Source organism: Metallosphaera cuprina Ar-4 (assembly GCF_000204925.1).
GTDB classification, from domain to species: Archaea; Thermoproteota; Thermoprotei_A; order Sulfolobales; family Sulfolobaceae; genus Metallosphaera; species Metallosphaera cuprina.
Window position 1 is genome coordinate 721064 of the sequence record NC_015435.1, and the last position, 20544, is coordinate 741607.

At 43.5% G+C, this 20544-nt stretch carries 21 protein-coding genes and 1 riboswitch; of the genes, 14 read left to right on the forward strand and 7 right to left on the reverse strand.

Going from position 1 to position 20544, the window contains the following annotated elements:
* Positions 1 to 4: 4 nt before the first annotated feature.
* Positions 5 to 84, reverse strand: a riboswitch (Fluoride riboswitch).
* 74 nt (positions 85 to 158) lie between these two features.
* Positions 159 to 1157: an acryloyl-CoA reductase gene (locus tag MCUP_RS04090; protein WP_013737412.1), complete on the reverse strand. Its 999-nt coding sequence runs from the start codon at positions 1155 to 1157 to the stop codon at positions 159 to 161.
* Positions 1158 to 1356: 199 nt separating this feature from the next.
* Here MCUP_RS04090 and MCUP_RS04095 point away from each other — a divergent pair, with 199 nt between their 5' ends.
* Complete coding sequence (locus tag MCUP_RS04095) at positions 1357 to 1746, forward strand: CBS domain-containing protein (RefSeq protein ID WP_013737413.1); 390 nt, start codon at positions 1357 to 1359, stop codon at positions 1744 to 1746.
* Between the two features lie 17 nt (positions 1747 to 1763).
* Here the strand turns inward: MCUP_RS04095 and MCUP_RS04100 are convergent, their stop codons facing one another.
* On the reverse strand, positions 1764 to 2846 hold the full coding sequence (locus tag MCUP_RS04100; RefSeq protein ID WP_013737414.1) for a succinate-semialdehyde dehydrogenase: 1083 nt from the start codon (positions 2844 to 2846) through the stop codon (positions 1764 to 1766).
* Positions 2847 to 2928: 82 nt separating this feature from the next.
* Between MCUP_RS04100 and MCUP_RS04105 the strand changes: the two genes are divergently transcribed.
* Both MCUP_RS04105 and MCUP_RS04110 read left to right on the forward strand, forming a co-directional pair.
* Positions 2929 to 4074 carry a 3-hydroxyacyl-CoA dehydrogenase gene (locus MCUP_RS04105; protein WP_048057460.1) on the forward strand — a complete coding sequence of 382 codons (1146 nt, stop codon included), beginning with the start codon at positions 2929 to 2931 and terminating at the stop codon, positions 4072 to 4074.
* Positions 4075 to 4105: 31 nt separating this feature from the next.
* Complete coding sequence (locus MCUP_RS04110) at positions 4106 to 5524, forward strand: acyl-CoA synthetase family protein (protein ID WP_013737416.1); 1419 nt, start codon at positions 4106 to 4108, stop codon at positions 5522 to 5524.
* Between the two features lie 3 nt (positions 5525 to 5527).
* Here MCUP_RS04110 and MCUP_RS04115 read toward each other — a convergent pair whose 3' ends face one another.
* The 3 genes from MCUP_RS04115 to MCUP_RS04125 are packed head-to-tail and all read right to left on the reverse strand — an operon-like array spanning position 5528 to position 10467.
* A complete protein-coding gene (locus tag MCUP_RS04115) occupies positions 5528 to 7360 on the reverse strand; it encodes an amylo-alpha-1,6-glucosidase (protein ID WP_013737417.1) in 1833 nt (610 codons plus the stop codon).
* A gap of 4 nt (positions 7361 to 7364) precedes the next feature.
* Positions 7365 to 9215, reverse strand: coding sequence for a glycoside hydrolase family 15 protein (locus tag MCUP_RS04120; RefSeq protein ID WP_013737418.1), 1851 nt, complete (start codon positions 9213 to 9215; stop codon positions 7365 to 7367).
* A 7-nt stretch (positions 9216 to 9222) separates the two neighbouring features.
* Positions 9223 to 10467, reverse strand: coding sequence for a nucleotidyltransferase family protein (locus MCUP_RS04125; RefSeq protein ID WP_013737419.1), 1245 nt, complete (start codon positions 10465 to 10467; stop codon positions 9223 to 9225).
* 35 nt (positions 10468 to 10502) lie between these two features.
* Between MCUP_RS04125 and MCUP_RS04130 the strand changes: the two genes are divergently transcribed.
* Genes MCUP_RS04130 through MCUP_RS04165 form a run of 8 tightly spaced genes read left to right on the forward strand, consistent with a single transcriptional unit; the run spans position 10503 to position 17903 of the window.
* Entirely contained in the window at positions 10503 to 11837 is a 1335-nt protein-coding gene (locus MCUP_RS04130) for a glycoside hydrolase family 57 protein (RefSeq protein WP_013737420.1), read from the forward strand.
* Positions 11834 to 13528: a glycosyltransferase gene (locus MCUP_RS04135; protein WP_048057720.1), complete on the forward strand. Its 1695-nt coding sequence runs from the start codon at positions 11834 to 11836 to the stop codon at positions 13526 to 13528. Before MCUP_RS04130 ends, MCUP_RS04135 begins: the two co-directional genes overlap by 4 nt.
* On the forward strand, positions 13529 to 13744 hold the full coding sequence (locus MCUP_RS04140; protein ID WP_237698020.1) for a MoaD/ThiS family protein: 216 nt from the start codon (positions 13529 to 13531) through the stop codon (positions 13742 to 13744). It begins immediately after the preceding gene.
* Positions 13737 to 14372 (forward strand): hypothetical protein, encoded by a 636-nt coding sequence (locus tag MCUP_RS04145; protein WP_013737423.1) that lies wholly within the window; start codon positions 13737 to 13739, stop codon positions 14370 to 14372. Before MCUP_RS04140 ends, MCUP_RS04145 begins: the two co-directional genes overlap by 8 nt.
* 7 nt (positions 14373 to 14379) lie before the next feature.
* Entirely contained in the window at positions 14380 to 15504 is a 1125-nt protein-coding gene (locus MCUP_RS04150) for an FAD-dependent oxidoreductase (RefSeq protein WP_013737424.1), read from the forward strand.
* 46 nt (positions 15505 to 15550) lie between these two features.
* A complete protein-coding gene (locus MCUP_RS04155) occupies positions 15551 to 16060 on the forward strand; it encodes a DUF1955 domain-containing protein (RefSeq protein ID WP_013737425.1) in 510 nt (169 codons plus the stop codon).
* Positions 16057 to 17394: a pyruvate kinase gene (gene pyk / locus MCUP_RS04160; protein ID WP_013737426.1), complete on the forward strand. Its 1338-nt coding sequence runs from the start codon at positions 16057 to 16059 to the stop codon at positions 17392 to 17394. The genes MCUP_RS04155 and pyk overlap by 4 nt, the downstream gene beginning before the upstream one ends.
* Positions 17395 to 17447: 53 nt before the next feature.
* Positions 17448 to 17903 carry a GNAT family N-acetyltransferase gene (locus MCUP_RS04165; protein ID WP_013737427.1) on the forward strand — a complete coding sequence of 152 codons (456 nt, stop codon included), beginning with the start codon at positions 17448 to 17450 and terminating at the stop codon, positions 17901 to 17903.
* 13 nt (positions 17904 to 17916) lie between these two features.
* Here MCUP_RS04165 and MCUP_RS04170 read toward each other — a convergent pair whose 3' ends face one another.
* Positions 17917 to 18267, reverse strand: a complete 351-nt coding sequence (locus MCUP_RS04170; protein WP_013737428.1) for a transcriptional regulator — start codon at positions 18265 to 18267, stop codon at positions 17917 to 17919.
* Between the two features lie 263 nt (positions 18268 to 18530).
* Between MCUP_RS04170 and MCUP_RS04175 the strand changes: the two genes are divergently transcribed.
* Genes MCUP_RS04175 through MCUP_RS04185 form a run of 3 tightly spaced genes read left to right on the forward strand, consistent with a single transcriptional unit; the run spans position 18531 to position 19608 of the window.
* A complete protein-coding gene (locus MCUP_RS04175; protein WP_048057461.1) occupies positions 18531 to 19004 on the forward strand; it encodes a hypothetical protein in 474 nt (157 codons plus the stop codon).
* The gene (locus MCUP_RS04180) at positions 19001 to 19309 is read left to right on the forward strand and encodes a hypothetical protein (RefSeq protein ID WP_013737430.1); all 309 of its coding nucleotides are present in this window, start codon (positions 19001 to 19003) and stop codon (positions 19307 to 19309) included. The genes MCUP_RS04175 and MCUP_RS04180 overlap by 4 nt, the downstream gene beginning before the upstream one ends.
* Complete coding sequence (locus tag MCUP_RS04185) at positions 19309 to 19608, forward strand: hypothetical protein (RefSeq protein WP_013737431.1); 300 nt, start codon at positions 19309 to 19311, stop codon at positions 19606 to 19608. Before MCUP_RS04180 ends, MCUP_RS04185 begins: the two co-directional genes overlap by 1 nt.
* Here MCUP_RS04185 and MCUP_RS04190 read toward each other — a convergent pair.
* Positions 19598 to 20287: a creatininase family protein gene (locus MCUP_RS04190; protein ID WP_013737432.1), complete on the reverse strand. Its 690-nt coding sequence runs from the start codon at positions 20285 to 20287 to the stop codon at positions 19598 to 19600. The two genes, MCUP_RS04185 and MCUP_RS04190, sit on opposite strands and share 11 nt — an antisense overlap.
* Between the last annotated feature and the right edge of the window lie 257 nt (positions 20288 to 20544).

Here is a 20544-nt window from a genome sequence, read left to right on the forward strand (position 1 = left end):
CTTTCTAGAGATAGGCGTCATCAGCCTTCATTATTCTGGCAATTCGGGTCTCATACCCAGGGGGACGCCATCCCCAGCTGATAGACAACGAACAGTATTAATAAAGCTTTCTTACAATTCATCATTTTAGATGAGCAGATCCTTTAATAAAGGGCAGTCTAAGGCTTTAGCAATACCTTCCCTACTTTGTGTTTGTCCTTGAGGATTTCGTAACCCTTATCTATCTCCTCTAAGCTGACGGTTCCAGCTACTATCGGCCTTACCTTGCCTTCTGAAGTTAGTTTTAAAGCGGCTTCAGCATCGCGTTTGGTAGCTGAGGCATGCCCAATTATGGCAATATCTTTGAGAATCGTGTAGCCTAATCTCAATTGGTAAGCCTGTGTAGGATCTACGTTACCAATCTGGACTATTCTACCTCCCATCCATAACGATCTGAGGCTTTCCTCAAACGTAGGAGTTCCAACGGTATCAATGATCACGTTGACGTCCTCTTTCTTGGCCTCTTCCGAGAACTTGGAACCTACTATTACCCTGTCAGAGTACTTCGCTATAATCGAACTCTTCTCCTCTGAAGTCGTCACCCCAATCACTCTGGCCCCCATTCCTTTCGCGACTTGCAGGGCGTGTATTCCGACTCCTCCACTGGCCCCTGTCACTAAAACGGTCTCCCCTTCGCTTAAGTTAGCTCTTCTTAAACCTCTATATATCATCCCGGTTACGCAAGGTACCATGACTCCCCCCTCATCGGAAACTCCAGGAGGTACCTTAACGAGGCTACTTACTTTAACCCTTGCCATCTCCGCGAAGAATCCATCAAGCTCCTCAGAATAGCCCAGTCTAGAGTGACAGTATGCCTCCTCTCCCCTTTTACAGTAGTGACAGCTACCGTCAGGAGCGTAAAGTAAGGATATGACTCTATCCCCTATGGCGAACCCCTTCACGTCTCTACCTACGTCAACGATTTCGCCTATCACTTCGTGTCCCAGAACCACTGGGTATTTCATCCTGGGGTAAAACCCCTGAAGTTGAAGGAGATCTCTGTAACATAGGGCAGCTCTGTTAACCTTTATTACTACCTCATCAGGTTGAGGTTTCGGATCTTGAACGTCTCTGACTTCATAACCTTGTTTGGCTCCCTTAACGATAACAGCTTTCATGATTTTAAAACAATTTAAATAACTTAAAAATTAGTTGGTTAGATATCGGTAGGTTTCTAGCAGTTGGAAGTTGCTATCACGAAATTAAGCTCAGCTAATGCATTCGATTTCAATACATTTCGAAAAGCGACTGAGTCGTTCCTCCTTGAGCTCTTGAAGATTCGAGAGTTTATTATCCCAGTTTAACGATTATATTATAATGATTGTGAAAGAACTCATCGCGAGGGAACCTGTAACCATAGAACCCAAGGCTAATTTAGTCGACGCAGCCAAGCTCATGAAAAGGGAGGGAGTCGGATCCCTCTTAGTGATGGAGAGTGGACAACCCAAAGGGATAGTCTCTGAGAGGGACATAGTCTATGCTATAGCTTCTGACCTACCGCTAAATACGGAGCTATCACGTGTCATGAGCACTAACTTAGTTACCGCCGATCCTAAAACTGACGTTGGGGAAGCGGCTATACTTATGGTAGGGAAGGGAATAAGACACCTTGTTATAACGGACAAAGGTAGAGTGTTAGGCGTGATATCGTTAAGGGATATAGCTAAGAGCCTAGGGTTAATAACTACGGACTTGAGCATTTGGTAATGCTCTTTTTTGAAAAATTAAGGAATTATAAGACTTCTTATAGCCTCACCAGACTCTAAGAGTTTTACAGCTTCGTTTATTTCCTCTAGTCTGAACCTCCCGGTTACCAATCTAGAGGGGTCATATCTACCTTCCCTCACGAGCTCTATAAGTTTGGGCATGTCTACTCTAGGTCTCCCTCCATAGTTTCCAACGATCTGAATCCCACCTCTTACGACCGATGCGATCCTCAGCGGTATCATAGAGCTCGCTGGGGGCAATCCTATTAGGACTACCCTTCCTCCTATCTTGACCATATCTAAGGCCATGTGAATCGTCTCCTCGTTTCCACCAGCCTCAATAACTACCTTGGGTCCTCCACCAGTCATGTCTCTTATTGCCTTTACCGGATCAGTCTCCTTAGAGTTTATCGTGTCTGTAGCCCCTAGTTCCATGGCCCTGTCAAGTTTCCACTTCTTCGTTCCAACAGCGATTATCCTCCCCGCTCCTGATGCCCTTAAAAGCTGAATTGTAGAGAGTCCCACTCCACCCACTCCTATCACAGCTACCGTATCACCTGGCTCTATGTTTGAAGACGTGATAGCTCCGTATCCTGTCAGCCCTGCACATCCCAAAACTGCAACCTTCTCCAGATCTAACTCATCTGGGACCTTAGTTAAGGCGTTCTCTCCAACGATAGCATATTCTGCAAATCCACCTCCTAAGAACGTCCTGATCTCCTTCCCTTCTTTTGTTATCCTAGAAGTTCCATCAGGCATGACGCCCTTAAGTCTCACCTGTGAGAAGGTCTCACATAGGTTCTCCTTCCCTTCAATACAATTACTGCACTTTCCACAAGGGTGAATAAACGCTGAGATCACTCTATCTCCGGGCTTCACTCTAGTTACCCCTGGGCCTGTCTCCTCCACAATACCGGATATCTCATGACCAGCAATGACAGGAGGCGGGACCGGAGTTTTCCCTTCAAAAACATTTACATCTGAGTGGCAAAGACCCGTAGCCCTTACTTTAATTTTAACCTCACCGGATTTAGGCTCGGCTATCTTTACATCCTCAACGGATAGAGGCTCCTTATACGCGTTAAGAACTGCAGCTCTCATAGTGCTTTATAGTGATCCGAGGTTTAAATTGTTTAAAGAATAAAAGTAACAGTCTTTTAAATCCCCCCGCCTTAGAGTTCATATGCAAATCGCGGTAGTTGGTTCTGGAACGATGGGTCACGGGATAGCAGAAGTGGCTGCTATATCAGGAATGGAGGTTAAGTTAATTGACGTGTCATGGGACATTCTCAACAGGGCAAAGGAGAGGATGACCGATTCCTTGAAGAGGTTATACGAGAGAGGCGTTATAAAGGATTCACCCGATTCAATAATGAGCTTAATAGAGATGTCTGTGAGCTACGACGTCGCTAAAAGCGTCGACTTTGCCATCGAGGCCGTACCGGAGATACTAGATCTGAAGAGAAAGGTTTTCAACGAGCTAGACAAGGTAGTTCCGAAAGAGTCCATTTTGGCTACAAACACCAGTTCCATACCGATCAGTGACGTTGCAGAGACCACCTCAAGGAAGCAGAAGGTAATCGGAATGCATTTCTTCAATCCCCCACCACTAATGAAGCTAGTTGAAGTTATTCCTAGCAAATATACCTCTGAAGAGACTGTAGATTTCACTGTCGATCTATCTAAGAAGATGGGCAAAACTCCTGTAAGGCTTAGGGTCGAGGTACCCGGTTTCGTAAGCAATAGGATCTTCTTGAGGTTACTTCAAGAAGCATGTAGAGAGGTTGAAGCTGGCGAGGCTACGATTGAGGAAGTGGACTCCACAGCCAGAAATAAGCTCAATCTACCGATGGGAATTTTTGAACTGGCGGACTACGTTGGTTTGGACGTAGTGGTAGACCTTTGGAAGGTTATAGTTGAGAGGGGAGCTTCAGATGTCAAGTGCTCCAGCTTTAAGAGAAAGGTAGAGGCGAAAGAGTTGGGGGTTAAGACTGGGAAGGGATTTTATACTTACCCTTCACCTGGTAAGTACTCTAAGGTCAAGTTACCTCAGGAAAGTAGACTTAAGCCAGAGCGGCTGATATCTCTTGCAGTGAATGAGGGAGCTTGGCTCATAGAGAACGACATCGTAAACGCTCATGAAATAGATACTGTAATGAAGTTAGGTTTCAACTTCCCAAAAGGCATTATGGAAATGGCTGACAGCCTAGGCTTAGAAAACATAGTAAATAATCTTAAAGGAATTTATAATTTAGGCTACAAAGCTTACGAACCCAACCCGATTCTCCTAAATATGGTCTCGTCAGGGGCTAAGTTCTACAAGGCTTAAAGTTTTTAAATTGTTTAAACAGATTCTATTCATGACCGTTCTTCAAGAGTATGAAAGGATTCACGAGGAGCTTAGAAAGGAAGGATACATCAACTCTCAATATCCACCAAATCCGTCAGAAAGGCTATGGAATAGGAAAGTAATGACCATGAGCAGAGACGAGTTAGAAAAGTTGAAGTCGTTCAGGCTGAAGAGGATAGTGAAGTGGGCGTGGGAGAACGTCCCGTTCTACAGGAATTACTGGAAATCTAAGGGGTTCGAGCCAGACCAGATCAGAGATTGGAAAGATGTGATCAAGATACCTATATTGAGGAAGGATGAGTTGAGAAAAGACCTCTCAGCCAACCCTCCATTCGGATCAATTATGGTCCAAGACTTAGCTAAGAGGATTAGATTCGTAGGAGCAACTTCGGGTTCAACTGGCCTTCCGACCTTTCAGGGATGGGGGGCTTTGGAGTTAGACTACTTTGAGGAGGCTCAGGCTAGGTACCTATGGACTTTCGCGGAAGTTAAACCTACCACTGTATATGCCAACTATCTCAACATGAGCGGATTTTACAGTTGGGGACCCCCGTTAGTGGAGACGGCTATGTGGAGGTGTGGAGCTACGGCTATAGCAGGAGGAGGCGAAACATATTTCTCTTGGAAGAACAGGCACAACTTGATATTTAGGCTATGGAAAGTTGACGTTATGGCTACCACCCCATGGCTACACAGGTTAATAGGAGAGGAGGCCAGGGCTGAAGGTTGGGAGTCACCGTTCAAGGTACTGTTATTACACGGTGGGGCCGCTGCGGAAAACACTAAGAAGAAGCTGTTCCAAGTACATCCTAACGCCAGGTTGGCAATAAGCGTGTGGGGTACTACTGACGGTCACATGGCCGTAGAAGTTCCTGGACACGAAGGTCAGCTCGTGATTTGGGAGGACATGGAGATATTCGATATAGTTGATCCTAAAACAGACGAACCTGCCTCGCAAGGGGAGAGAGGCGAGCTCGTAGCCACTCTTCTGAACCACTTCACCATGCCGCTCATAAGGTATAGTTTAGGCGATTACGTTAAGAACGAGTTCATAACTGAACCGGACGAAAAGTACGGGATAACCCACGCCAGATTCGTAGAACCTATACCGGGGAGAGTGGAGTGGATGTTCAAGGTCAAGGGTAAACTTCTTCTGCCCATATACGTGGAGGACGCCGTCAATGAGATACCTGAGACTACTGGGATGTTTAACGTCCTCATATACGGTAACGAAATGGATAAGCTGAGGATAAGAGTAGAAACTAGGAGAACTCTGGTGGACTCCTCTTACGACTCAAGCGCTAGGGAAACTCTGGCGGAAAGGATAGGTCTTAACAAGGATGACGTGGAGATAGAGTGGGTTGAGCCCGGGAAGACGGTGTGGACTGGATATAAGCTTCAGGTCTTCCTTGATCAGAGGAAGAAGTGACATTTAAGAGTAGTTGATCACGTTTTTTAAAGCCCTTAACGTCTCCGCAACGCTCCAAGCCTGAGCTATACAACCGCCTTTCTTAAATGGAGCTATGTCCTCAAAGAGCTCTGGGATAAATCCCCCTTCTTTTGCAGCCAAAGTCAAAAGAGGACTGAACTGATTAATTATGTTCTTTAACTTTAGTGAATCGTATTCAAAGTTTAATTTCGCGTCAACGTAAATACCTATTAACCAAGGCCAAATAGGTCCGTTATGATACGCTCTATCCCTAGAGTCCCTTGAACCTCTATAGTAGGGTGTGTATCCTTTATCCTTCCTCGATAAAGTGCTGAGTCCATACGGTCTCAGAAGCTCAGATTCAACCACTTCAATTACCCTTCTACCAACTTCTTTGCTTACAACGGGAAAAGGAAGCCCTACAGCAAAGAGCTGGTTAGGTCTTGTTTCCGTTCCAGGCTTATCGTCCAGTCCAATGAAATCATAAAGGCCTTTCTCTGAGGGGAACTTTTCCATGAAAGCCGATCTAACCTTCTCAGCCTTATCCCAGAACTCAGGATCGTTAATTCCAAGTTTCTTTGAAAAGTAGTTCATGATCATGAGGGCGTTATACCAGAGGGCGTTTATCTCGACTGCCGCTCCCTCCCTAGGCGTTACAACGGTACCGTTAAACTGAGCGTCCATCCACGTTCTAGGGGCTCCTGTGTGGTAAAGAAGGTTACCCTTATTTAATACCGTACCGTTTCCTTTCCAATACCAGTCTACCACTTCTAACATCCTTGGAAATATCTTCTTTAGAAACTCGATGTCATTAGTATACTCAAAGTATTTGTATACTGCATTTATTCCCCAAAGGGACACATCAACCCCCTTGTAAGCGATCTCACTGTTGCCTAGGAAGTTGTTGGGCATCATGCCTTTATATAAAACGTCAAAGTATCTAGTGAGGATGTTTTTAGCCTGATCAAATAGTCCGTTGAGGAGAAGTATCCCTTCTAGGGATATCATTGTGTCCCTTCCCCACTCATCAAACCAATGGTATCCAGCTATTATTGCGTATGAGTCTCCCGTCTTAACGACGAAGCTCCTAGCCCCATAAGATAGCAACTCTATCACATCTCTGGGCTTCCTTTTCGGAATCTCTTCCATGAAATTACCACTGTAGAAGTCCAGCTCAACCCTATTCCCTTTAGTGGATATACAGAACGGGTTGTATAAATCGTCTAAGTAATTGGTACCTCTCTCATAGTCCAATCTGTAAAAGAAGTTATAGTACCAATACTCTGTTCTTTCAATCGAATGATCACCTCTCACCCTCATATTTAGGAAGGGAATCCCGTTAGCCATAAGAGACGTCTCCTGACCAATTTTGTAGGAAAACACTGGCCTTCTATCCTTTAACGTAACGTGATGGCTCCTAAAAGTAACGAGGGGGCATATATTCAACACTCCCCTATTGGAGGTATAAGATAGGGTTATCGCATTATAACCTCTGTGAACTAAAAGCGTCTTTATAACTTTCGAGCTCCCGAACGTGAATTCCCAAGTTATGTAATTTTCTCCTCTTTCAATTTGATAAAGGAATTTGTATCCGGCCGGATAGAACACGTTGTTTGTGTAATGGTTTGTCGATAAAGGATATTCCTGGCCGTCAGTTATGAGGAAATCCTCCACCTTAGAAAGGACAACGTATCTCCTATGAGGAGGATCCTGAGGAACTATCAATAGGCCATGATATGTCCTAGAGTTTATACCGCAAACAGTGGAGGACGAATATCCTCCTGTACCGGTCGGTATTATCCATTCAAGCTCCTCACACTCGGCAGGATCTATCATGCACCTAGTATTTACCGTGGTATTTATTTAATGTGATTATTAATTCAGCGTGGGACCAAACCAGCGGCATAACAGAAGTGGATTCAAACGTGTCAGGATTAACTTGTTCCGGTAGGAAGCCTGAGGGCGCCGCCTTACTCATAACCCAATTTATCAATTCCTTGGCTTTGTTCATTTTTGAGGTATCTATGAAATATTGTGCAAGCCATAACGTCGTAATGATCCACGGGTTTGGTTTAGACCCTCTCTTCTGATACATATCGTTCTCATATCTAGCTACACCTCCGTTTATCATTAACTTGTTCTCCACGGCCTCCATAGTTGATATCATGATTGGATCGTTAGGTTCTACCATACCGAAGAAGTAAGGTGCGTACATACTCGCATCAACAGTTCTGTCAGGTTGATAGTTTTCGTCCAGTCTCCTCAAGAACCTCCCGTTATATACCATTCTAGATAGGGCCTGCTCTTTCATCGTTTTAGCCACGTCTAACGCGTCCTCAGATAAGCTCTGATCTCCCATTCCTCTCGCCAGTAGGGCACCTTTTAAGAGTCCTGCGTAAACCGTCGAAACTGTGTATATGTGCACGCCATATCTTTCCTCCCACAGATCGAAACTGGGTTTGGGTAAACCGTCTTCTGTGAACCTCATCATGAACTGCATAGCGGGCTTAACGAACTTCCTGTAAATGTCCGTGAGCTCATCTAGATCCTTGTATCTCCTGAAGTGGTCCCCTATAGCCCAGACTTCAAGGGCAGTCTCATCCTCTTGGATTGGCAATATCCTCTTCGAATTAAATATCCAAGGATGCCAGGAGCTAGCTAAAGTTCTGTTAGGGTTGTACTTGTGATATAGAAACCCCTCCGGGTTAGCTATCTCCTTCACGAAGTTGAAATGCCTCATTGCTAGTTCTCCGTAACCTGCTATATCAAGTGCGTGGGCAGCAATGGCGCCGTCCCTAGGCCAAAAGTATTGATACGAATCACCGTATATGTTAACAAAAGAGAAGTCGGATGACGCTATAATAGAACCGTTGATGTCCATGTGATTCTTTATTGTGATCAAGCTCACGTTGTAAAGCCTGTTCTCGTGATCCGACGACCAGTTTCCCTTAGATAACCAACTCTTCCAAAACTGGAAAACGGAAACGAAGTTGCTCTCAATTTTAGCTGGGCTCATTACCTCCATTGTTTTCCAAAGCTCCTCCAGTGATCTAGCCAGAGCAATAGTGTAGTACGCCTTTACAAAATTCTTTGCTCTTAGGTTCAGTTCTATTCCTACGGCAGACCTCACGTTTCCGTGAGCTATTGGACTTCCGTTTAGGCTTCCGTCCTTAACGTCTTCAAGCGGATCATCTTTAGTTGCTGAAAACTCCATGTTGTTCAGTTCGGTCGACATCAACTTGATCCCCAGGTATCGCTTGGATTTGTAGTGTATTAGAGACCACGTTTTGGGATCAAAGAAGGCCGTATCTCCAAAAGGGTTGGAATAAATATTGAAATCATGAATAAAGAACAACTTAAGCTTATCATCGACTCCGTTTTTAGAGAGTACCTTTATTATTGAAGTTAAGACCGGTTCGTCAATATCTACAAAGTTATAGGAGGTTATTTCTAGTCCCAAACTCTCAACGTTCCATTTTATCTCGACTAGATTAGACTCCTCCTCGTAATGAACTTCCGCCTTCCAGTTCTCATCTAATGACAGAGACTTCCCATCCCAAATAGCTATTCTGACTGGGTTTCCCGAGCTCTGGTTTTCCATTCCAACATATGGGTAATACAAATCCACTATCCTTCCGAGCTCGTCGAAGTTAACTAAAATTTTTCCGTTTCCTACTCCGGCTATCCTCATAGTCGCATCAAGTCAGTACCGTATCATGTATTTTACTTCCGGTATTAATTACCTTGTGAGGATATATCCTAGAGTTCACTATCTCCGTATTAGAGTCTATCATTACGTCGTCCCCTATTACGCTTCTAACGATCTTCGCACCACCCCTGATCTCAACGTGTCTAGCTATGACGGAATCCTCTATCACGACTCCCTCACCGATATATGCTCTATCCATCACTGAACTCCTTATTATTTTAACGTTATTCTTAATTATTGAAAAGTTATCTATAGTTGAGGTCTCGATGTACACGTTGTTACCAATCTGACAATGCCTTCCGATTATAACGCTTCCTTCAATTTTGAGCTTCCCCTTTCTATACTTCATAGCTATTACGTTCCTTCTCCTTATGGAGTCGGGGCTCGTTCCTTGGACGAACACTCTCTTATCGCTGTCGACCCTTTTTCCGCCTATCTCCCTCTCGTCCAGAGTTCCTAACAGAACCTTCATAGCCTCAAGGTATCTCTCCGGAGTGCCAACGTCAAACCACAGCGAATCGGTGACGTAGCCGTAAACTGGATAACCTCTCTCTATCAAGAAGGGTATTATGTCCTTCCCGAAGTCCATCTTCCCCTCCTCTCTCATTAACGACACCTCCTCGCTCGAAAATACGTCTCTAATCTTAGGAGATAGAACGTAAACTCCAGTGTTTATGAGGTTTGAAGGGGCCTCTCCCTCCTTTGGTTTCTCCACGAACCTTTTTATCCTCAAGTCCTCATCTACGTCGGCTACACCAAACTCTTTAACGTCTTTCCATTTCTTCAGGACAATTGTCATTAACGCTTTTTTTGAAATGTGATATTCAATTAGTTTTGCTAAGTCAAGCTTTATTAAATTATCACCTTGTATGACAACAGTGATATCATTTATTCTATAATAATCCATATTTATCCTAACAGAGTCGGCGTTTCCAATGCTATCGACTCTAGGTTGATATTTAAAATGAACTCGCGGTTTTATTCTATATCTAGCAGAGAAACCTATGCCCTCTTTGAACGTGTCGAAGATGGACTTGTAGTTAACGTAACCCTTAACACCGAAAATGAACTCCTTTACCCCTTGTCTAGCAAGCTCTAGTATGGGGAACTCCAAAAGGGGTCTGTTGAGGAGCCTAACCGTAGCCTTAGAGGTCTCTACTGTAAGAGGTCTCATCCTGGTAGCTTCGCCACCGATAGGGATAATTACTCTTATATCCTCTGGAGTCCATTGCATGTATATTTATCTGTTGAATCCCTCTTAAGTATATTATGACCAACAAGATAGTGTTAGGCTTTGAAGTTCATCAGCCGTTCAGAATTAGGAAGGACGCTTTTTGGAACCCAAGATTTAGAGGTTCGATTGAGGAGAAGTACTTTGATAACGAATTAAACAGGCAAATATTTGAAAGAGTTAAGGCTAAGTGTTACATACCAGCCACTAGCATAGTAATGGAGGAGATTGAGGCGGGAGAAGACGAGGGAAGGGAAGTTAAGTTCTTCTACTCTGTGTCCGGGACGTTGTTGGAACAAGCTGAAAGATGGGGAAAAGACTTCCTAGACCTTCTTCAGTTACTTTCATCAACGAAAAAGGTGGAGTTTCTAGCTCAGACCTACTATCACTCAGTCACCTCCTTATGGGAGGATAAGACGGAATGGAGAGAGCAAGTTAAGTCCCATTTGGAGGCTTTGAAGTCTCTCCTTGGTCAAAACCCTGTTACTTTTGAGAACACAGAGCTGCTGACTGACCCCTCAATAGTTCAAGAGGCTGAGGAATTGGGTTTCAAGGGTCTAATCATGGAGGGAAAGGAGAGCGTCCTTAATGGAAAGTCACCCAACTTTGTGTTCAGGAGAAAAGATGGGAACATATCAATCCTTCCAAGGAACTACGTGTTAAGCGACGATATTGCTTTCAGGTTCTCCAACACCAAATGGGATCAATATCCATTAACAGCACAGAAGTACTCTGAGTGGATTAGATCAACACCAGGTCAACTCGTTACTGTGTTCGTGGATTATGAGACTTTTGGAGAGCACAATTGGAAGGAGAGCGGTATCTTAGAATTTCTAAGATGGTTACCTAGGGAACTGAACAAGGTTGGGGTCACGATGAGTCTTCCAAGGGAGGTGATAAACAGTCCATATTATGACCTGGAAATAGAGGGCATATCGTCCTGGGCTGACGTTAGGAAGGATCACTCTAGTTGGTTAGGCAACATAATGCAGTGGGCCTATGACGAAGCTGTGAGGAGGGCGGAGATGCCATCAAGGGAGTTAGGTGGGGATTACCTTAAAGCGTGGAAACGCTTCACCACAAGTGACAACTATTATTACCTTTTCACGGAAGGCGGTGGGCCCGGTGAGGTGCACTCTTACTTTAACGCATACAACTCACCCATTGATGGTTTCCTAAACGAGTTCTACGCCGTTAACGCATTCCTCCATGAGGAATTGAGCAAGTTAGGGATTAACAACGAACCCTTCTTCTTCTATAAGGGAGGAAAGAAGGTAGGCATAGCATGGAACGAGTCCGAATTCATGGAGGTCTTGAAAAGAGACGAATCGCTTAAAGAGAACGTTAAGTATTTGAGAGAGTGGTTAAAGTGAAGAGGATAGAATCGCTCTGGGTGCCAGATTCTCTTGAAAGGGTCTGGATGATATCGTTTGAATTTAGGGGCGTAACTAGCTCCGGAGGATTGGGTGCCGCAGTTCACGCGATAAGCACTTCTTTAGTTAAAAGGGGGACGAAGGTCACCGTAATCATGCCTAGTCATGGAAGACATATGGACGGGCTGTTTAGGAGTAAATTGAAGCTACAGGAGATAGCTACGTCAGTATCAGGTGTCAGGAAAGGTCTTGACGGTATGAGCTATCCGTTTAAGCTTGGTTTCGAAAGGGGAGAGTTGGACGGGGTTGAGATAGTTCTAGTTAAGGGACTTGACTACGATACTGGGAGGTTAATGGATTCGTGGAGCGTTTACGAGTTCTCTATGGAGAAGTCTGCACTGTTAACCAGAGGAGTTGAGCACCTGATCTCAAGACTTAATTTAGGAGAAGTGCCCTCACTCATCCACGTTCACGATTGGCACTCAGTGGTCCCAGGGGTTAAGGCTAAGATGAGCTTAGAGGAGAGGAGGGTGGTTGTACCTTTGGTGTACACTGTCCACCTTCTCAACAAGGTTGGAGCTCCTTGGCACTACGCCTCAGAGGATTGGTCCGGACTGGAGAACTGCAATCACTACATTTGGATGGTCTCTAAACACGAATTAAGGAGAACCAAAGACGTTTGGGATCTCTGTGAAGGTAAGATTGAGAAGTTCGGGCTTTATGAAGCCGATCTAATAACGTCAGTTAGTAAAAGTTACCTTTTGAACGACGTCCTCCCATTCGTAGGAGGCTTCGCCGAGAACAAATCTTGCGTTATTTATAACGGTACTGATTGGGACGTGAACCAAATCAAGGGTTACGGCGTTTCGATAGCTGGCTCGGATAGGAGAGACGTGATTAGGGAGAGATTGCTCTCTTCCTTAAAGGATTATAGATTCGTTCCATCTGATTACAACGTTGGGAACGTGCTGTGGTCTCACCGAACTAGACTCGGAATCAGAGACGATTGGACGTACGAACCTCTCGAGAGAGGTCAACTAGTGCTTTTTGCCGGTAGATTGGTCTATCAGAAGGGAGTGGATCTCCTCCTTAGGGCTTTTAGAGGAGTGATAAACAAGATCCCTGACGCTAGGCTGGTCATTCTGGGCATCCCGTCTGACGATTTCGGTCTACTGCAAGACATAATCGAAAAGGCATCAGAACTTAAAGATAACGTGAGGTTAATGGCAGTTAGCTCTATGGATCAAAACTTATTTAAACTGTGGCATTACTCAGCCTCTATCTTGGCCATGCCGTCGAGATGGGAACCGTTCGGTATAACCGCTATAGAGGCTATGGCGTCTGGAACCCCAGTCGTCGCTTCAGCTGTTGGGGGTTTGGTAGAGATCGTTGACGATCTGAGAGGAAGTGAGAACGGGAACGGTTTCCTTGTGGAAAGGGAGAACATAAACTCGATCACATCATCTATACTTGACTCGCTCTACTTATCTATTTTCAGCGAGACCGGAGACCCTAGTTGGCTCAACAACGTCACTCAGAGCATAAAGGAGAAAAACTGGAATAAAGTTAGAGAAAACGCTATAAGGAAAGTGGACTCCACGTTCAGATGGGATAAGATAGCTGAGAGAGCTTCAGATTGTTACTCCAAGGCAATAGTTATGGCAAAGTATAGGGCTATGGCATACCTATAGGTGAGAGGATTGAAGGTCACAGTATATCTTGCTAGGGAAAGGAAAGAGAAGGAAGTCGAACTTGATTTCAACTCCACTGTAAGGGACCTGGTGAGAAAATTGGGTTTCACTGTACAAGGCGTGGTTGTGTTAAGGAATGGTCAACCTGTTCTAGATGACGAGAAGTTAAAAGAGGGAGACAATCTAACTCTAGTCCAGACTGCCTCGGGTGGGTAAACTGAATCTAGCCGACCTAAAGAGTTTGGATAAAACGAAAAGAGAGGAGGCTTGGAGGACCCTAGAGGCTCAGCTAGCTAGCGATTATAGACCTTTACTGAAATACAGGCTCTTCCTCAGATCTCTTCTTTGGAGCAACGTTCAGGGCGTTAGGGAGCAAGCTTGGGAACATTTACCTCTCTATAAACGCTTGAGCGTGAAGGGAATAGAGAGGACTTTCTCGCACAGATCAGAGCGAGTTAGACTTACGGCATGGCAGAATTACACCGTCTGCCTAGAATTAGGGATCGTTAATAAGGCTCAACTATTGAGGCTAAAGCAACATTTCTGGAGGTTACTGAGATCATACTATCCTACAGTGAAGAAGAGGGCTTGGAGGTTAATCCCTTCCTTAGTTGATCATGAAATAATAACGTCCAGAGATAGCGAAAGAATAATCAACTTCCTTAGATATGGGAGGGCTAACGTAAGGATAATGGCGTGGTATTACTCTAGTTACCTGTTAGAAAGAAGAGTATTATCACGTGAACAACTGGAAGATAGCCTAACCTATTTGAGAGACTTGACAAACTTTGAGTCAAACATATCTAGGAAGGCGAAAAGAATATTGAAAAGCTTGGAGTCGTGAGGTTAGAATGAACGTTGCAATTGTGGGAGGGGGGATAGTAGGTCTTTTCTCAGCATATTTTTTGGCGAGGGAAGGGGCTAACGTAGCCATATATGACGAAAATCCCGGAAAATACTCCATTCATGCCGCGGGCTTGATCGAGCCCTATAGGTTCGACAAACTGAACAGTACAGGCATGATAGCTAAAATGTTAAGATATATGAGACACGGTATAACCGAAGTCAGGCAGGTAAACAGGGCTTGGTTAATAGAGCTATTAAAATCTCTAAACAAAGAACCGCCAGCTGAGGCGTGGAGTCTCATGAGGGATATGGCCAAGTTTTCGCTAGAATTTTATGCTAAATTATCAGAGGAAAGGAACGATTTTGATTACAAAAACGATGGCCTCCTAGAGGTTTACGCTAGTGAGGAAGAGCTAGAGAGAGGTGTGAAGGAGGAGAAGGCGAGTCCTTTCTCCCCTAAGTTTGAGACTGTTGATGTTGAGGGATTTGCTGGCGGTATATTTTTCCCTGAGTTGAGCAGGATATCCACGGAAAAACTTGTCGACAGACTGTTAAAGGATTTGAAAGAGTTTAACGTTAAGCTGATTCGAAACGAGGCTAAAGTAAACCTTGAAAAGAAAAACGTAAATGGAAAAAAATTTGATAAAGTCGTGTTAACTAATGGGGTATGGATAACAAGGTTCTTAAACCTTCCAGTAACCGCGTTTAAGGGGTACGGCATATGGGTGAAGGGCAAAACGAGATTAAGTAACGCTATAGTTACTGTAAATGAAGGGATCGCCATCTCTCCCCTAAGCGATCATATTAAGTTAACCGGCGGATTCTCGGCGGACTTTTCTTCTGAATGGAGAGGAGATTACATGTTTGAGAAGACTAAGAGACTTGTCGAAGTGGAGGAAGTTGTCTCTAAAAGTCTCGGATTCAGGCCATGCTCGCCTGACGGTTTCCCTATAATAGGTAAAAAAGACGACGTAACAGTTGGAACTGGGGCGTGCAGATTAGGGTGGAGTTACGCTCCCGCCATGGGGGAGAAGATATCTGAGTTGGTGTTGGGTAAGGTAAACACGTTTGGTTATATATCGAAATACGTAGATAAATTAGATGTAGTACAAGATCGCAGATCAGGCTGAGAGATTTGTATGAACCTATTTAATCGTCTTTAGCATTATATTACTCATGGGATCTCAGAGCAGGGAATTACTCAAGTCTCTGATGGAAGCTAAGGAGAGGATTCTTTCAGGAGACGTTAAACAAGGCGTGGAGATCATAGGTAAGAACGTCAATTCCTCAAATATAAAGGAGTCAAATTGGGTAATATGTAACGTGATAGACGCTGCAGATTGCCAATACGTAGTAGAAACTTTAGAATCAATAGGAAAGATTTTCGATATAACGGTCTGTGGGAACTTAAAGAGGGTGGTGGAGTGCTACGCTAAGAGGAGTTTAGATTCGGAATTTGTAGATTTGGCTCTAACATCGTTAGTAGAAAAGAGAAAGTTAGATCAATTAGATAAGGTAATTTTAGGTCTCAACGATTCGCTACCTAGTCTCTTGGTAAAGTTAGCGTCAGCCTACGCTAAGTTAGGTAACAAGAAAATGGAGGAGGAATTACTGAAAAGAGCCTGTGAGAAGGGTCTCAAGGAGGCTTGTAGAAATATTAACCAGGTTTTCTCAAGAGTTACATGAGCCGAAAGACGAGAATCGTTGCAACATTAGGCCCCTCCTTAGAGAAACTCGTTGATAAGGTTAAGGATTACGTAGACGTTTTTAGAATTAATTTGGCCCACGGAGATAGTGATTCACATAAAAGGTATTTTGAGTTGATCAAAACACAAGCTCCTGACTCATCGATTTTGGCAGATCTGCCTGGGCCTAAACTTAGAGTAGGGGATATCGGTAAAGTTGAGCTGAAGAGAGGTCAAGAGGTGGTTTTTTCTCCAGATCACGGGATAATAGTCCAGGAGGCCCTCTTCTATAAGAGTATAAAACCAGGAAGTACAATACTCCTTTCAGACGGATTGATCAGAATCAGGATAAAGACAGTAGATAAGGATAGCGCAGTTGGGGAGGTTCTGACTCCTGGTGTTCTCACATCAAGGAAGGGAATTAACATCCCGGACATGACATTGGATTATGGTTTAACGGATAACGACTTTAGGCTTCTAGACGAGGCTTTATCTTTGGGTGCGGACTACATTGGCCTCTCCTTCGTGTTAAGTGAAAACGACGTTATCAAGGCTAAGGAAAAAATTAACAATAGAGCGTGGGTTATCTCAAAGATTGAGAAAAATCAGGCTGTGAACAGGCTCTTTAAGATAGTAGAAGAGAGCGACGGGGTAATGGTAGCTAGAGGAGACTTAGGGGTAGAAATAGGATTGGAGAACCTACCTTACGTTCAACGAAAGATCATAAAGGTCTCTAAGTTGTTGGGAAAGCCAGTTATATTGGCTACGCAGGTTTTAGAGTCAATGGTTAGCAATCCTTTACCGTCCAGGGCTGAGGTCATAGATGTGGCCAACTCAGTTTACCAAGGAGTGGATGCCATAATGTTGAGCGATGAAACGGCTGTAGGTCAGTATCCCTTTGAGGCAATTCAATATCTGAACAATATAATCAAGTCCTCTGAGGACAAGGTGAAGCCCATGAGACCTTCTCCAATGAAGAGCACTGATGACGCCGTTGCCTTCTCTTCAGTCTCTCTCTCAGAGCTTTCCAAATCAGAGGTCATTGCAGTTCATAGTAGAAGCGGTTTGTCAGTGATTAGAGTATCTAGGCTAAGGCCCAAAGCCTCAATTCTGGCTTTCACTCCCGATCCTGTTGTCGCAAGGAGGGTAAAGCTGTGTTGGGGGGTCTACCCTTTCACTCTTAATGAGAACCCTGGCGATCTAAACGAGTTGGTCACAACTCTAGATAAAAAGTGCAGGGAACTGGGCGTTAGAGGTAACTTAGTAATAGTTGCAGGAGATCCTAAAATGGAATCCGGAAGGACAAACCTGCTTAAGTTACATCATATAGACTAACGTCTTAATCACAAATGGGAAGAGTTTAAATTATAGTAGTTATGCATAAACATATGGCGGAGAGTATAAACTTGCCTCTCGTAATAAGGGAAGCCAAGAAGGGCGACATAGAAGGGGTTTATAAGTTGTACCAATCGTTAACTCCAGAGGATCTGTACATGCGTTTCTTCACGTTTCATAGGGTATCTTACGAAGAGATAGAACAACTCTTCAGTAGACAGGATCACGTTACTTTATTGGCTGAGAGCGATGGAGAGGTTATAGGAGAGGCTACTTTGTACGATGACGGAGAGTTTTCTGTAGCGGTCGATCCGAGGCAGAGGAGGGGAGGTATAGGTACCGCACTAGTTTCTGAACTAATCAAGAGAGCGCGTTCTAAGACAATAAAGAAGATTAAGTTTTACACTCTCCCGGAAAACTATCCCATGATAAGGATAGGTAAAAAGTTAGGTTTCAAACTCGAATTTCATGAAGATGAAGTAGTGGGAACTTTAGAGATAGAACGTTGAGTCCTCCTGTTATTTACCAATCATAAGGACAAGTGTAATCCATTATGCCAAGTTTCTTCCTTGCTAAGCTACATATAGGACAAATGTTAATTTGATCAGCGTCCGTAAGTCTTGTGGCGTACTGGGCTATCATTTCCATAAACTCCTCATCCTTCTCGAGCACCTGTTTATACTTTCCATCAGCTCTCTTTCCTTTTAGGTAGTAACTCACTTCCGCGGGAGTTATCCCAAGAAGTGCAGCTGCCTTAGATTGTGAGATCCCGTCTTTAACTAACTGATCAACTAATATAGCCTTTATTGCGGGAATTACGTCACGCATAGCCGATTCGCACGGTATGATTAATTTCCTACTATCTCTTTCCATTAAGAAAATCTTCGTTAACAGGATTTAAAGGTTTCCTATTCGTCTAACCAAAGTTAAGAAATTATTTTATTTAGTCATATCTTTAATCATTTAAAACATGTTCATATTCTAGAAAAAGATACGATATTTTTAGCTAAACGAATTACACTATGTGAGATTCATTCTATAAAAAGAGTTTAACATAAAGTCGAAATGCTAAATACACCTTAGCAGTTAGAAAGAAAAGCTTATTTACATTTCGCATTAGTATTCTTGAGGTTCGAATGTCTCAAAATCCTGATCCTCGATTTAATTACTTAAGATATGCAACTATGATGTTGTATTTCTTCTCCTCAATAGCTGCCATTGTTTTCATGACGCTTGCTATCATTAGATCAACGTTTGAAGCCGCCTACGTTTATGACGTTTCTGGGGCCTTTCAAGTGCCTAACGTGGCGCTCTTAGCTCTAGAGGTTGGAACACCAATATTTTCCGTGATGTTTGACGCGGTAGTAATACTTGGAATACAATTAATGTTAAATAGAATTTATATAATGAACGTATTGAAGTCATCTGTAGTTATAGTTTTAATGGTAACGATTTTGGCAGTTGAACTTGCTCAAAAACCTAATAATCCATTTAGTAGCGCTACCGAATTAGCCTTTGTGGGAAGCGGCGTAGTAGCGATAGTTTTTAACGGACTGGCTATGCTGACTTCTCTCGTTGCTAGAAACTTAGAGAGGAAGATGTATGGATGATAATAAAACCTAAACTAGAGTGGCATGAGACTACCTCTCTGAAAGCCCCTTACATATACTGGAGAGATACGCTGATTGTTCTCCATAATCCAACCAAGGTATTTGTGGTAGACGCTTTCAGGGAACAACTTAGTAAATACGCTCCACCACCTCAGGTATCCATCTTCAAATACACCTACAGGATAGGGCAGGTAGATGATGAAAACGTAAAATTTTTAGAATGCATAGCGGGAGCTTTGCAGACCAAACTTAAACCACTGATAACCAGGAAGTACGCTTGTAAAGACATATTGGTGGAACTGTAATGGAGATAGAGTCCTTTTTAAATTGCCTGGGAAGACTCATTGAAATAACTAAGATATCCGATTTAGAGTGGAGGTTTAAATTAAGAGACGCTGTCATGCTTCAAGGAAATTTGAGAGTGAATCCAGGAATAGTCACCCTTGTGGAGCTTAAGTTCTTTGAACCTAACGGTAACGGTAAAATAGAAATAACGAAGGGTAGCATTATAGGAGTTTCCTATAGCGGAATCCTCGAGCTGAAGCTAAGGCCACGGATCACTGAATGCTCGAAAATTCTAGCCGGGAATCAGATTACTCGTTAATGATTGATCTTAGAGTAGATATCTCTTTCCTCACCAAAGATATCATTTCTTCAAAAACTCTTTTCCCAATCTCAACGTTAACCTCAATAGTTCCTTTTGTCACTATTCCATCAGTTCCTCCTTTCTCTGAGGTTAGCAAAGAGAACGTATGCTCAGAGTAATCAGTTGTAACTGGGATCTTATCTTCCTTAACGAGTTCAGGTCTCAAAAATTTCATGAGTGAGGTCTCCACGGTACCTGCATGTAGGTCATCGAACCTCTTGAACTCCTCTAGGCTGAGAAGGTTAACAACTTTCACCTTAGGCCTCATCAATGTGAAGTTGACCTTCCTAGAGACAACTTGAAGCAACTCCGAGTTACCCCCATGACCGTTAATGAGGATCACGCCTTTGATGCCCAACCTCTTCGTTGAGTCTAGAAGATCGTATACGAAGCTCATGAAATTTAGGTCGTTAACTGAAACGTGGGGTAAATTTCCATGTTCTATTGAGCAGCCATAGTAAACTGTCGGGAACAGTAATGTATCCCTTTCAAGTTTATCAACCTCTTGCGCCACCGACTCTGCAACTATCGAATCGGTTCCCATAGGTAAATGAGGGCCGTGCTGCTCTACGCTTCCAATCGGTAACAATCCTATTGACGCTTTAAGGCTTTCCTTGGTAAGTTCTGCCAACTTCATAATATAAAAAGAGGGCTAGACATTATATAAGGTACTTTGATGTAAACGTGATGACCTTCCAGGCTCAATGAGCTGTGATGTGAAAGGTTGCAAGAACTGAATTACCTAGAATCACGTAGTGGACGTCTTGAAAGGTTACAAGAGGATGCTTAAATCAAGAGCCTTTCATAAGGCTAGGGCTAGAGAGTCTACATAATTTGAACCTTCTTAACTAAGCAATAATTTGATTAGTTTTAAGTTATACGATAATAATTTGA

Coding starts and splice junctions, on each gene's coding strand:
- MCUP_RS04130 (WP_013737420.1), top strand. CDS start 10,503: ATGACCAACAAGATAGTGTTAGGCTTTGAAGTTCATCAGCCGTTCAGA.
- MCUP_RS04155 (WP_013737425.1), top strand. CDS start 15,551: ATGGGATCTCAGAGCAGGGAATTACTCAAGTCTCTGATGGAAGCTAAG.
- pyk (WP_013737426.1), top strand. CDS start 16,057: ATGAGCCGAAAGACGAGAATCGTTGCAACATTAGGCCCCTCCTTAGAG.
- MCUP_RS04095 (WP_013737413.1), top strand. CDS start 1,357: ATGATTGTGAAAGAACTCATCGCGAGGGAACCTGTAACCATAGAACCC.
- MCUP_RS04150 (WP_013737424.1), top strand. CDS start 14,380: ATGAACGTTGCAATTGTGGGAGGGGGGATAGTAGGTCTTTTCTCAGCA.
- MCUP_RS04170 (WP_013737428.1), bottom strand. CDS start 18,267: ATGGAAAGAGATAGTAGGAAATTAATCATACCGTGCGAATCGGCTATG.
- MCUP_RS04180 (WP_013737430.1), top strand. CDS start 19,001: ATGATAATAAAACCTAAACTAGAGTGGCATGAGACTACCTCTCTGAAA.
- MCUP_RS04105 (WP_048057460.1), top strand. CDS start 2,929: ATGCAAATCGCGGTAGTTGGTTCTGGAACGATGGGTCACGGGATAGCA.
- MCUP_RS04165 (WP_013737427.1), top strand. CDS start 17,448: ATGGCGGAGAGTATAAACTTGCCTCTCGTAATAAGGGAAGCCAAGAAG.
- MCUP_RS04115 (WP_013737417.1), bottom strand. CDS start 7,360: ATGATAGATCCTGCCGAGTGTGAGGAGCTTGAATGGATAATACCGACC.
- MCUP_RS04125 (WP_013737419.1), bottom strand. CDS start 10,467: ATGCAATGGACTCCAGAGGATATAAGAGTAATTATCCCTATCGGTGGC.
- MCUP_RS04175 (WP_048057461.1), top strand. CDS start 18,531: ATGTCTCAAAATCCTGATCCTCGATTTAATTACTTAAGATATGCAACT.
- MCUP_RS04185 (WP_013737431.1), top strand. CDS start 19,309: ATGGAGATAGAGTCCTTTTTAAATTGCCTGGGAAGACTCATTGAAATA.
- MCUP_RS04110 (WP_013737416.1), top strand. CDS start 4,106: ATGACCGTTCTTCAAGAGTATGAAAGGATTCACGAGGAGCTTAGAAAG.
- MCUP_RS04120 (WP_013737418.1), bottom strand. CDS start 9,215: ATGAGGATAGCCGGAGTAGGAAACGGAAAAATTTTAGTTAACTTCGAC.
- MCUP_RS04090 (WP_013737412.1), bottom strand. CDS start 1,157: ATGAAAGCTGTTATCGTTAAGGGAGCCAAACAAGGTTATGAAGTCAGA.
- MCUP_RS04190 (WP_013737432.1), bottom strand. CDS start 20,287: ATGAAGTTGGCAGAACTTACCAAGGAAAGCCTTAAAGCGTCAATAGGA.
- MCUP_RS04100 (WP_013737414.1), bottom strand. CDS start 2,846: ATGAGAGCTGCAGTTCTTAACGCGTATAAGGAGCCTCTATCCGTTGAG.